General features: G+C 39.3%; 9 protein-coding genes, 1 pseudogene and 1 other annotated feature. Of the genes and pseudogenes, 8 read left to right on the top strand and 2 right to left on the bottom strand.

Features of this window, described 5'->3' with window-relative positions:
* Window positions 1–365 (top strand): annotated as a pseudogene (locus tag AC1Z3S_RS17520) (peptidoglycan amidohydrolase family protein); the annotation flags it as partial.
* 2,240 nt (window positions 366–2,605) lie between these two features.
* On the opposite strand, the gene AC1Z3S_RS17515 reads toward AC1Z3S_RS17520, so the two are convergent.
* Window positions 2,606–2,887, bottom strand: a complete 282-nt coding sequence (locus AC1Z3S_RS17515) for a hypothetical protein (RefSeq protein ID WP_461741426.1) — start codon at window positions 2,885–2,887, stop codon at window positions 2,606–2,608.
* 926 nt (window positions 2,888–3,813) lie between these two features.
* On the opposite strand from AC1Z3S_RS17515, the gene AC1Z3S_RS17510 reads away from it, so the two are divergent.
* On the top strand, window positions 3,814–5,301 hold the full coding sequence (locus AC1Z3S_RS17510) for an AcpB/EbpR/MafR family transcriptional regulator (RefSeq protein WP_461741425.1): 1,488 nt from the start codon (window positions 3,814–3,816) through the stop codon (window positions 5,299–5,301).
* Here the strand turns inward: AC1Z3S_RS17510 and AC1Z3S_RS17505 are convergent.
* On the bottom strand, window positions 5,298–6,338 hold the full coding sequence (locus tag AC1Z3S_RS17505) for a YeiH family protein (RefSeq protein ID WP_461741424.1): 1,041 nt from the start codon (window positions 6,336–6,338) through the stop codon (window positions 5,298–5,300). The two genes, AC1Z3S_RS17510 and AC1Z3S_RS17505, sit on opposite strands and share 4 nt — an antisense overlap.
* A 205-nt stretch (window positions 6,339–6,543) precedes the next feature.
* Between AC1Z3S_RS17505 and AC1Z3S_RS17500 the strand changes: the two genes are divergently transcribed.
* The 6 genes from AC1Z3S_RS17500 to AC1Z3S_RS17475 all read left to right on the top strand — a co-directional run bounded on the left by AC1Z3S_RS17500 (window position 6,544) and on the right by AC1Z3S_RS17475 (window position 11,561).
* Window positions 6,544–7,746 carry an FtsW/RodA/SpoVE family cell cycle protein gene (locus AC1Z3S_RS17500; protein WP_461741423.1) on the top strand — a complete coding sequence of 401 codons (1,203 nt, stop codon included), beginning with the start codon at window positions 6,544–6,546 and terminating at the stop codon, window positions 7,744–7,746.
* An 84-nt stretch (window positions 7,747–7,830) separates the two neighbouring features.
* Complete coding sequence (locus AC1Z3S_RS17495; RefSeq protein WP_461741422.1) at window positions 7,831–8,187, top strand: arsenate reductase family protein; 357 nt, start codon at window positions 7,831–7,833, stop codon at window positions 8,185–8,187.
* A 26-nt stretch (window positions 8,188–8,213) separates the two neighbouring features.
* Window positions 8,214–8,555: a glycine cleavage system H family protein gene (locus AC1Z3S_RS17490; protein WP_461741421.1), complete on the top strand. Its 342-nt coding sequence runs from the start codon at window positions 8,214–8,216 to the stop codon at window positions 8,553–8,555.
* A gap of 46 nt (window positions 8,556–8,601) precedes the next feature.
* Window positions 8,602–8,853 (top strand) — a binding site (T-box leader).
* A gap of 114 nt (window positions 8,854–8,967) precedes the next feature.
* Window positions 8,968–9,999 carry a methionine ABC transporter ATP-binding protein gene (locus AC1Z3S_RS17485; RefSeq protein ID WP_461741420.1) on the top strand — a complete coding sequence of 344 codons (1,032 nt, stop codon included), beginning with the start codon at window positions 8,968–8,970 and terminating at the stop codon, window positions 9,997–9,999.
* The gene (locus AC1Z3S_RS17480) at window positions 9,992–10,678 is read left to right on the top strand and encodes a methionine ABC transporter permease (protein WP_461741419.1); all 687 of its coding nucleotides are present in this window, start codon (window positions 9,992–9,994) and stop codon (window positions 10,676–10,678) included. The genes AC1Z3S_RS17485 and AC1Z3S_RS17480 overlap by 8 nt, the downstream gene beginning before the upstream one ends.
* 28 nt (window positions 10,679–10,706) lie before the next feature.
* Complete coding sequence (locus AC1Z3S_RS17475) at window positions 10,707–11,561, top strand: MetQ/NlpA family ABC transporter substrate-binding protein (RefSeq protein ID WP_461741418.1); 855 nt, start codon at window positions 10,707–10,709, stop codon at window positions 11,559–11,561.
* Window positions 11,562–11,818 lie beyond the last annotated feature (257 nt).

The following is an 11,818-nucleotide window of genomic DNA, read 5'->3' as shown; positions in this document are numbered from 1 at the left end:
GTACAGCGGGCTCTGTAAATGGAATTGCAGAAACTGCGGCAAGTTCGGGTTGGCTAGGTGGCCCACCAACTTATTACTACAGATTGAAAAATGCAGAAAATAATAACGATGAAAATAAAGGGAGGGAAACAACTATGCAATGTATTTATTGGAGACCAACAGCAAACGGAAGAAACGGGTACTATTTTGATGGTACTAATGCAAAATATTTAGCGCACGGAGATGAAATTGTAATTTTGAAAAGAATCTATAAAGACAACAACGGAAAAGATATGCCTGAATATTTCTTTGACGGCAATTTACCTTGGTATACACGGCTTGAGCAGATTTCTGGTCAAAAGCCAGTTGCTGGCATTTTGGGATAACCTAATTTTAGAAAAGGATTCAACAATCAAGCCGCTACTCTTAAGTGAGTGGCGGCTTTCTTGTGTTATAATCAATTCACGTACCTTTAGCTCAGTTGGTAGAGCAGACGGCTCATAACCGTCCGGTCGCAGGTTCGAGTCCTGCTTAGAAGTGTTTTATCAGTTGTGTCGAGCTTAGACTCTGAGAGTGCGATTTTGCTCCCAACGCTAAATACAAATATATTTAAAGAAAAAGATACTTTATAAAATATAAAAGTCCTTAAACCGTATTTAAAATACGGTTTTTTATTTTTCCGAAACAAAAAAGACAGCCGAAACCGGCTGCCCTGTCAAAAGAAGTGCACAAGTTTCCCGCCCTGTGCAGTGTGGCTATGAATCAAACATTACTTAGGAGAAATGTAATAGCCACTAGTAGATTATATCATTATAAAAGAATACTTCCAAATTTCTGTTTCGAGGTAATATAAAACATATTTGGTCGCATTGTCATAGCATATTACTTGTAATGTGAATAATACGTGGTATAACTCATACATCCATTTAGCATTTTGCTCGGCCCCTCTTTCCGTTTGCTCACGGTTGGAGGGTCTTTTTTTATTATAAATATGCGGACGTTTGATAGACAAATATTAAAGACAAAAAAAGGCAGCCAATTAAGACTGCCCCTGTTGTGTGGTCTGCACTAGGTTTCCGCCAAATGCAGTGTGGCTAATTGTACCAAAAACTCATCATATTATTTTCGAAAAAAGCTAGCCACAACAAAATTATAGCATGAACAAAAGCAGATATATACTTCTTGAGAGTAGAATTTTTTACATAAATTTTACAACATTAAAATATATGGATGATATACTAAGTTAAGTCCCAAGCTGCACAAACTAAAAAGTTTTCTTCATTATCCCGTAATTGACCACCTCAGTTACGGGATTACTTTTTTGTACAAAAATAGCCGCCTAGTTTCCGCTAGACGACTAAATGTACAAACTCTGAGAAAAGTATATCAAAAAACTTGAATTGTAACAATATTATGGTAAAGTAAAGATAATCCATTGAGCAAATTCTGCTCTTGACCCTCTTGTTGTTGATGGACAGCTGGAGGGTCTTTTTTTGCGTAAAAAGAGCCACCCAGTTTCCGCTAGGTGACAAAAGAAAGAAACAGCCACCCGTTTTTCACCGGGCTTGTATAAATCATACCAAAAATATCACTTCAATAAAATATTAATTTAAATTAATATTTTTACAGTCCCAACTCCCTTGTAAACTTATCCACATTATCCACAGCTAACCAGCGTATAACTAATTGGCTACGAGTATTCATGTGCCCTCTAACAGTAACGTTGTACTTGTCATCCGGAAGCATGAGAACCAACTTAGCCAGTATTTCTCTACTGACAATACAATTAATCGACTCCTCGCCAGTATCTAGCGTAAAACGCACCAGAAGCGGTTCCTCTTTGATTAATCTAATCTTCGTCAACAATCCCGTGTGCTTGTCCATAGAGTTCACCTCACAGCTATTTTACCAGAAGTGGCATTTTGGTTAAATAAGATAGCAGCTTTGTATTCCTATTTGCAAAAAAAGCGAGTTTTTTTAATGTTGGTCAAACAAACTCAGTTGATGTTTATGGAAGAAAATTGTATAAAAGTTGATGAACGGTAGAAAGACTGTTGTACTAAACTTCGGTTGTGAAAATCAAGCTGAAATTGTGCGATAGTTGTAAAAAACAGAAATAGTATTTTTGTCACCTTTCTACCAAAAGTGGCGGGGTGGGTGAATAGGGATAAAATGACCATACTTATTTTAAATAACACATAACAAGACTTTTTTTGGGGCAGAAAATGGGGCAGAAACTAGTTGAAGTTAACTAAAGTTGATAAAATAGCAATCTTAGAATGCTTTAAATTCAATAATCTTAATCCTGTTTTGTGCTATTTAGCTATCTCGTAACGCGTAGGTCACAGGTTCGATTCCTGCAGCTGGCATCAGCGAGAAAAAAGAGTTTTGATAAATAAAGTTCAAAAAAAGAATCATCTGAGAAGGAAATGATTGGCAACCGGTCAAAAGGTTTGCTGTCACATTCAGTCTCAGATGATTTTTTTGTTGCGGTCAAAACTCTACACAAAAATTGTTTCACAAAAATAAACTGGTCGGTAGGCGAATTGTCAGGGGGACTTGCCGCTAAGTTTAAAGTTGTGAAACAAATGGAATGGGTTTCATAAGAATTATCCACAAATAAAATTTAAGAGCGCTGACGAGTTAAATTTTCAAATTCCAGCATGATGCTGGTTTTTCCGTGGACAGCGTATTTTTTAACGACAAATTGTTTTCGTTGATTGAAGCTGCCGTAAACGGATAGCTCCATGCCTTCTGTGACGTCTGCAAAAAAGTTTAAGCTATGACTGGCAATTAAACAGTTCAATTGACTTTGATTGGCTAAAGTCAGGCCAAACCATAAAAGCGGTCGATCCTTGAGTTGCTTGATTATGCGAATCTTTGTCACAACACCATGATAACTTTCCATAGAAAACCCCTCCTTTGAGCGCTAACGACCAAATGCTGTTATTGCTTATCTTTATAATACGAACAAACGTTCTGTTTGTAAAGAGAAAAAGTTTAGCTTCTTAAACTTTTTATAGGAACCTTCAGAAAAACTTTGCAATTCTTCGAAAAGTCTTCAAGTATTTTTAATTTTGATTTTAGGTTTGAGGCTTAAGATAGAATCAGTTAAACAATTCGTGGATGAATCGGTGTTGGTACTCATCTGTGCCGTAGGTTCAAATCCTGCCATCCACTTTTATGCGCAAGCATAATTTTGAAAAATAGAAAGGATGTTTCCCATGAAAAAAATTATTTCAGTTGGTTCAGCAATTTCTGCAACAGGTTTGATTGTCTTAATGACCTATCGAGGTATCCAAAAAAGACGAGGCTATTAAAAAAGTCCGGTTAGCCTTCCTCGATTGTTTAAAGAGGAGTTGAGTGCAATGACAGCAATACTAGATTTTTTAACAAGCGTTAAAGTGACTTTGCGCTTTAGTCTGATGGTTTTTTGGGAATTTCGAGGTAATAGAGAAATTCCCGCCTGTGTTATCGATTGAAGTCGCTGAGACAAAAATTTCTAAAAACTAAGTAACGGAGGAATTATATCCCATGAAATGGTTGAGGGACCAAGCTACAAGCCTCTGGTATCAAAGAAATAGCCGCTAATTTTTTGACAACTGTCAAAGATTAGCGGCTTTTTTGTCAAAAATTCCTCCAAGGTCGTAAATGAAGGGAAAAATTTTACTTAAAATAGAAAAAGATTTTTCATTATTTATAAATAAAAAAAATAAAAGTGAGAATTATACAAATGACATGAAGGACACTTTTTGACGAATCGTGATATAATAAATGAAAGAGAGCGCTTTTAAAATTGAGAATGAGACTTTGCTATTTTGAGGAGGTGTTGTTATGGAAACAATTTTATCCACCGGCATGAGACGGCGTTTTTATGTATTGCACATGTTACACAATTCAAATGGTTGGGTGACAATCGAACAGTTGATGAAACAGATGGAGGCATCCAGGAAGACGATTATGCGGGACTTGGATTATTTAGCAGAACGTTGGCCCGACAGAATTACAATTGACTATCAAGAAAAATTCGGCGTGCGTTTGTGGCAGTCCACCCACTACTCCATTCATGACATTTATCGGACAATGCTAAAGGAGTCGAGTGCCTTTAAATTATTGGAGGCAGTTTTTTTTGACCCGACGGAAAATCGTGACTACTGGGGCAGTAAATTTTACTTAAGTCAGTCTTCTTTGTATCGGTTGACACATCGTTTAGAAGCAGATTTGAGTGCTCGAGGAATGCGGTTGAATCGCACACCTTATGCCGTTGAAGGCAGTAACGAGCGTCAGATTCAAATCTTTTTTAAACGTTTTTTCTGGGAAATATATGGAATTCATGATTGGCCCTTTGCCTTTGATCAAGAGGCCGTCAATGAATTTGTTGAAAAATTGAACCACGATTTTCATTGGAATCACGAAGATGTTGATCGTGTTGATTTGGCCTTTGCCATCGGGGTTTCTCTGGTTCGTAGTGAACAGGGGCACCTGCTTTTAACTGATCCCAATCTAACCGACAAGCATCGGGAGTTAATTAATTCCATGGAAAAATACCGGGGGGATATTGAACGGATTATTCGGCCACTGGGTTATAAGATGCCGAAGGGCTGGAAGGAAGATTTTATTTTAACCATTTTTTGGTGGGAATTTGCGTGGGACAATCCTGAAGAGGAACGGCGCTTACATAAACTAGGTTATGAGTTCATTGATACAATTGTTGAAGCTTTGGGGTTATCAATTGATCCCGAGAGTCGGCAAAAAATTCAAGACAGCTTTATCAAGAGTTATATGCGCCATAAAGTTTACCCGTATCCCCGTTATATTTTTTACGATCGCAACTGGTTTGCTAGTAATGTCTTGCAAAGTTACGCGCCCCTCTTTAAAGAAGTGTTGGAAAAAGTTTTAAAGGACTTAGAAAAGAAAACGAAAATGCCTTGGTACAGCATGTATTTTGACCACATGCTAGTGATGATTTCTTCTTGTTGGAAGGATTTTTCATTGCAGATTGACAGCCTGCGGAAACCCGCCAAAGTGGCTGTGTTTAGTGATTTAGGCATGTACCATGCGGAATCTTTAGGCAATTATTTAAAATCCGTCTATCAGGAAAAGGTGGAAATCATCATCCAACCCGCCTCGATTTATTACTTGAAGGATTATCCTCGACCAGAGGCGGATTTATACGTGGCGAATTTTTCAATGGAGGATGTACCCTTTGACGATTTATTTATTGTCGAGGATATTCCGTCTTATAAAAATTTATCGGAATTACAGCGAAAGATTGACAAACTCAGGGTGCCCTCTTTAAAGGATTTTTCCTTTTTGGGTTAAATCCCTAAGGCGAAAATCAAAATTAAAGCCAAAATAGTTTGGAGGCCACCCACTGAAAGACCGTAAATTAAAAAGCGAGGGCCTTCTTTGATAAATTTGTGGAAATCTAAACGCAGGCCAATCGCCGCTAAAGCAATTATTTCAAACCAGCCGCTGATAAAATGAGCACTTGTGTCAATAATTGCTGGTAATTCAATTAGGCTATTTAGAATACAAAACAGTAAAAAACCCAAAACGTACCAAGGAAGAGGCAGCTTGAAGCTGCTTTTTTCTTTGGTTTTTGCTTGCAGGCCATGATATTTTTGATTATTTTGGGCAATTTTTTTAAAGGCATAGACGACGACGACTAAAAGCATAATCCGCATAATTTTAAATAAAGTTGCGTACTGTACGACATCGGCGCCTAACATGCTGGCACCGGCGACAACTTGGCCCACCGATTGCAGGGTGCCACCGATTAGAGCACTTTTAGCCAGTAGATTGCCACCAAAAAGAGCACTGCCAATAAATGGCAGCGTCAGCATCATAACAGTTCCCATCAGATTTACTAAAGTGATAATCTGGCCTTTTTGTTCTTCTTTTGCGCCAATCACCGGAGCAATTGAGGCAATCGCCGATGAACCGCAGACCGCATTGCCCCCCGCCATTAATAAGCGGGTCACCAGTGGAAAATGTAGGCGGCTACCAATCATTAAAACAGCAAAAATAGTGATGGTCATCTGTAAAACGATAAATAGGACACCTTGCCAACCAATCTGTGTAATCGTTTGAAAGGTGACGGTTGCCCCTAATAAAACAACTGAGATTTCTAAGAGCTTGCTTTCAGAAAATTTGGTCCCCACCTGCAGGCTCTCTTGTTTAAAGAATGTATTGCCCAACAAAATTCCTAATAAAATAGCGATTGTTGCGCCGCCTAAATTTGGAATCACCAAAGCTAATAAGCGGCTGACACCAGCAACGCAGACAGCTAACAAAACCCCCGGTACAAGCGGATGAATTCTGCCAAGTGCAGCAAAAAATTTATTGACTAATTCCATTTCCAACCCTCTTTTTTTAAAATGTTGTGTTTATCTTATCATATTTAAGAAAAAACTCGTCAGAAAAAAATTGTTTTCTAAAAAAACAGTCAAAAGAATCATTAGGGAAGTTTAAATTTTTTTGCATTCAGCGGAAAATGACTTTTCTTTCTGGAGGAGGAATAATATAATAAACAGCAGTATGTTCAAGAAAAGAGATGAAAATTTGGAGAATCGCAGAGAACTATATAAAGAAAAAGCAGAAAAGCCGGCTTCCAGAGACAACCGGATTGATTACGGTGTGATCTTAGTCGTCTTCCTCCTCTGCCTAATTGGTTTGCTCTCCGTCTATGTCGCTTTAAGCCAAGACATCAGCAATCCGCCAATCACCTCAAATTTATTGCGGCAAGGGTTGTGGTATTTCCTTGGTGCTGTATCAATTGTGATTATTATGCATATTAAATCCAAGTGGCTGTGGAAGCTGACGCCGGCATTGTACGCCTTTGGTTTAATCATCATGCTATTATTATTGAAATATTTTGATCAGAGTCTCTACGTTGAAACAGGTTCAAAAAACTGGTTTAATATTGCCGGCTTTAGTTTTCAGCCATCAGAGATTATGAAAATTGCCTTAATTTTAATGTTGGCTTATGTCATTACCGGCCACAATGTCAAATATGCAGTTAGAACCTTAAAATCTGATTTATTGCTGATTGGGAAAATGATGCTAGTCACTTTGCCGGTTATCGGCTTAGTGTTAGCTCAAGAAGACTTTGGGACAATGCTAGTCTTCCTAGCAATTTTTGCCGGCATGTTTTTAATGTCCGGCATCACTTGGAAAATTCTCTTGCCGCTGATTATTTTAGCAGTCGCCTTTGTGGCCTTTATGATTTATTTAGTTACAACAGATTTAGGGCGAGAACTGTTAACAAAAGTCGGTTTCCAACAGTATCAGTTTAATCGAATTGATGCCTGGCTAGATCCCTTTGCCGACTCGCAGGGCTCTGGTTATCAGTTAGCCCGTGCACTTTTGGCAATTGCTAGCGGTGGTATGTTGGGTAAAGGCTTTAATGTCAGTGATGTCTATGTCCCCGTTAGAGAATCCGATATGATTTTCAGTGTTATCGGTGAAAATTTTGGCTTTGTCGGCGGCACTATTGTCATCTTTTTATACTTTGTCTTAATCTACCGCATGGTGCGGGTCTGCTTTGATATGAACAATGAGTTTTACACCTATATTGCAACTGGTTTAATTATGATGTTGCTTTTCCATATTTTTGAAAATATTGGGGCGAATATCGGCCTATTACCTCTGACGGGAATTCCGCTGCCGTTTATCAGTCAAGGGGGTTCCTCCATTTTGGGGAATATGATTGGGATTGGCTTAATTATGTCGATGCGTTATCAGACGAATCCAAATCAAATTTAAACTAGTTTTTGATGAAAAAATTATGAGAAATAGTTTTCTTCAACGGGAAATTATCTTAGGAAATTTGAAAGTGAGGAAATTTGGATGTATACTTTTTTATGGTATCCGAAGTGTTCTACTTGTCGAAAAGCGAAGGCTTTTTTAGACAATCACCAAGTCTATTATCAAGCAGTTGATATGATTCAAGACGTTCCCTCGGCACAACAGCTGGAGGAGTGGCTGAACAATAGTGAACTGCCGCTGCGTCGTTTTTTTAATACGAGTGGTCAAAAATATCGGGAGCTGGGCTTAAAAGATCAGCTGGCTGGCTTTAGTAAAGCAGAAGCTGCCAAAGTCTTGGCAACAGACGGTATGCTCATCAAGCGGCCCTTATTAGTCAAAGACAACCAAGTGCAGGCAATCGGCTTTAAAGAAACGGAATACGAAAATTTATTCGGATAAAATTTGAAATCTCGGAGGAAGAGACAATGGTTGGCGAAACACATTTAAAGAAAAAAGATGGTCTATGGATTTTACACAATGGCAAAGAATACTGCATTGGGCTGACCGAAGAATCTCAGGATGAACTGGGTCACATCACTTTTCTTTCTTTACCAAAAGTCGGTCAGTCAGTGAAACAAGGGGAAGGCATTATTGAAGTGGAGGCGGAAAAAGCCGTCAGCGAGTTTCTCAGCCCTTTGACTGGTACTATCTCTTCTGTAAATGAAAAATTAGATAGCAGCACAGATATCTTAGACAGTGAAGACGAGTTAGATGCGTGGATTTTATCCTTTAAAGAAGTTCCTGAAGATCAATTCAGTCAATTGTAAAAAGTTTGACAGATGCACAAGCGACTGCTATAATTCTGACATTATAAGAAATGCTTTGAAAAGAAGAGTACATCCTCATGAAAGTTTCAAGAGAGCCCGGCCGCTGAAAAAGGGTAACACTAGTGAGATGGAAGATGGTCTTTGAGCATTAATCAGTAAGCACAGGCGAGCTGATTACGGGATTGCCCGATATAGCAACGCAGTCTGCGATGATTCTATCAAGTACTGATTGAGGTTATTTTCGTGAGAAGATAACAAACTAAGGTGGTAACACGAAAGTTAGGCTTTCGTCCTTTTGGTGAGGCATACTCATTGAAAGGGCGGAGGCTTTTTTAGTGCCAAAAGTCAGCAGCTATTTTAAAGTATAAGTGTTAGTAAGATGGTCAATAAAAAAAGAAAGCAGAGGGTCAACATGTCATTTATTGAATTACACCATGTCGAAAAGGAGTTTTCCGGTAAAGCCGGCGCCATTCACGCAGTGGCGGATGTTTCTTTAGATGTGGAGCAAGGGGATGTCTACGGAATTGTCGGCTATTCCGGAGCCGGTAAAAGCACCTTAGTCCGCTTATTAAACGGCTTGGAAAAACCAAGTAAAGGTGAGGTCATCGTTCAGGGACAAAATATTGCCAACTTAAAAAACAAAGAGCTCCGCAGCTTCCGCCAAAAAGTCGGTATGATTTTCCAGCATTTCAATTTGCTGTGGTCCCGTACCGTCAAAGAAAATATTGAACTGCCTTTAGAGTTAGCCGGCGTTGCCAAAAATGACCGCAGTCAAAGAGCCAATGAATTGATTCAATTAGTCGGCTTGGAGGGTCGGGGGGATGCTTATCCTGCACAACTTTCCGGGGGACAAAAGCAACGGGTGGGAATTGCCCGGGCGTTAGCTAATAATCCTGATATTCTACTCTGTGATGAGGCAACTAGTGCTCTTGATCCGCAGACGACAGATGAAGTGCTAAATCTCTTAGAAAAAATCAATCACGAATTAAAGCTGACAATTGTTTTAATCACCCATGAAATGCATGTGGTGCGCAAAATTTGCAATAAGGTTGCCGTCATGGAATTAGGAAAAATTGTCGAAGACGGACAAGTTTCCGCAGTTTTCCGCCATCCACAACAAGAGGTCACTAAGCGTTTTGTGCAACAAGAATTGCAGCCGGAAACCAATAGCGATGAACAGTTGATTCAAGAATTTGTGGCGGCTAATCCGGAAGGCCGCATCGTCACTTTGGAATTTAAAGAAAACAATGCTAATGAGCCAGTGATATCGCAGGCAATTCGGCAATTTCCAATTGATATTAATGTCGTGGCTGGTCGCATCAGACGGACTGAGGATGCTTCTTTTGGAACGCTAACTGTTTTACTAACAGGAGACGACCAAGCCATCAGCCAAGCAATTGACTTCTTTAAACTACAGGATGTGGAGGTGACCGATTTTGAATAAGGGTTTTGTCGAAACTTATTTTGATTTTACGCAGATTGATCCCCAAACATTTTTGGATATGACTTTGGAAACTCTTTATATGACGATTATCTCCATGCTGTTTGTGATTGTCTTAGGATTTCTATTAGGTCTGCTACTTTATTTATTAGGCCGCAGAACATCTGCTTTAGCAAAAATAATTTACAGCATTGTTTCATTGTTTAGCAATATATTCCGCTCGATTCCTTTTATTATTTTGTTACTTTTATTAATGCCTTTTACTCGGCAATTAATCGGTACAAGTATCGGTGCTGAGTCGGCCTTACCTGCTTTAATTATTTCGGCGACACCTTTTTTTGCCAGACTAGCGGAAACTTCTTTTAGAGAAGTCGACAGCGGCGTGTTAGAGGCCGCAGATGCGATGGGGGCGACACCTTTTGAAAAGATTAGAAAGGTGTTGATTCCAGAAAGTCTGCCGAGTATTATCGCCAACATTACTTTAACCACAATTTCGATGATTGGGTTTACGGCAATGGCCGGTCCAATCGGCGGTGGCGGTCTTGGGGGCTGGGCCTATCAGGTCGGCTATGCCCGCAATCAGCAAACAATTGTCTTAGTTGCAACAGTTACGATTTTAGTAATTGTCTTCATCGTGCAATTTATCGGTGACCAGTTAGTGAAACGTTTAGATAAACGCTAAAAATAGAAAAAATGGAGGATTTTAATTCATGAAGAAGAAATTATTTGGTTTTGCTTTATCGGCAGCCTTAGTTTTAGGTTTGGCTGCCTGCGGGAATGACTCAAGTTCAACAGCGAGCTCTAGCACAGACGCTTCTGCTAGCGGTGACACACAGGTGTTAAAAATTGCTGCCAGCTCAACACCTCATGCTGAAATTTTAGAAGAAGCTGCACCATTATTAGAAGCAGAAGGCGTGACTTTAGATATTACGGTGACAGATGATTATAATATCCCGAACCGTTCGTTAGATGCAGGTGACGTGGATGCCAACTACTTCCAACATTTACCATACCTGAATCAGCAAATTGAAGATTATGGCTATGATATTGTCAGCGCCGGTGCTGTTCATATTGAACCAATGGGCCTATATTCTCAAAGAATTACCAGCTTAGATGATCTTGAAGATGGCGCAACCGTGATTACCTCAAATTCAGTTTCTGACTGGGGTCGGATTTTACAAATTTTTGTGGACAATGATTTACTGACACTAAAAGATGGCGTAGACATTGAAACAGCCACCTTTGATGATATTGAAGACAATCCTAAAAATCTGACTTTTACCAGCGATATTGATACGACAATTTTAGCGCAGGCTTATGAAAATGATGAAGCTGATTTAATTGCCATCAATGCTAACTTAGCTTATGCGGCAGGTTTAAATCCAGTTGAAGATGCAATTGCTTTAGAAAGTGACAGCTCACCATATGCGAATATTGTGGCAGTTCGTTCCGGCGATGAAGATGATGAAAGAATTGTTAAATTAATGGAAGTTCTCCACAGCGATGAAATTCAACAATGGATTCTCGACAAATGGGGCGGCGCTGTTAAACCAGTTGACGAATAATAAATAGCAAATCAGCCGATAAAGGAGGCATGACCTCTTTTATCGGCTGATTTTTTTTTGCTGTCTTTTTGGAAAAGCCATAGGCGTGGGTTTATCTTATCCAAAGCTTGGATAAAGACCGTACCTAAAACTAATGTAGCCCGTAAAATTTGCGACAATCCCACTGATAAATATCCCCGACTGAAGGTCTAAAGTGGATCAGAGCATAGATTTTAAAAGCTTTGACGGTAGTAGAGTATACAACGCAGTCGTCATCA

This window comes from Enterococcus sp. LJL90, assembly GCF_056924355.1.
The sequence above is the reverse complement of the archived record's forward strand: the minus strand, read 5'-3'. Positions and strand labels throughout refer to the sequence as shown.

Bases quoted from the DNA above. Each gene is read 5' to 3' on its own strand.
- AC1Z3S_RS17515 (WP_461741426.1), bottom strand. From the start codon at position 2,887: ATGGAAAGTTATCATGGTGTTGTGACAAAGATTCGCATAATCAAGCAA.
- AC1Z3S_RS17510 (WP_461741425.1), top strand. From the start codon at position 3,814: ATGGAAACAATTTTATCCACCGGCATGAGACGGCGTTTTTATGTATTG.
- AC1Z3S_RS17505 (WP_461741424.1), bottom strand. From the start codon at position 6,338: ATGGAATTAGTCAATAAATTTTTTGCTGCACTTGGCAGAATTCATCCG.
- AC1Z3S_RS17495 (WP_461741422.1), top strand. From the start codon at position 7,831: ATGTATACTTTTTTATGGTATCCGAAGTGTTCTACTTGTCGAAAAGCG.
- AC1Z3S_RS17490 (WP_461741421.1), top strand. From the start codon at position 8,214: ATGGTTGGCGAAACACATTTAAAGAAAAAAGATGGTCTATGGATTTTA.
- AC1Z3S_RS17485 (WP_461741420.1), top strand. From the start codon at position 8,968: ATGTCATTTATTGAATTACACCATGTCGAAAAGGAGTTTTCCGGTAAA.
- AC1Z3S_RS17475 (WP_461741418.1), top strand. From the start codon at position 10,707: ATGAAGAAGAAATTATTTGGTTTTGCTTTATCGGCAGCCTTAGTTTTA.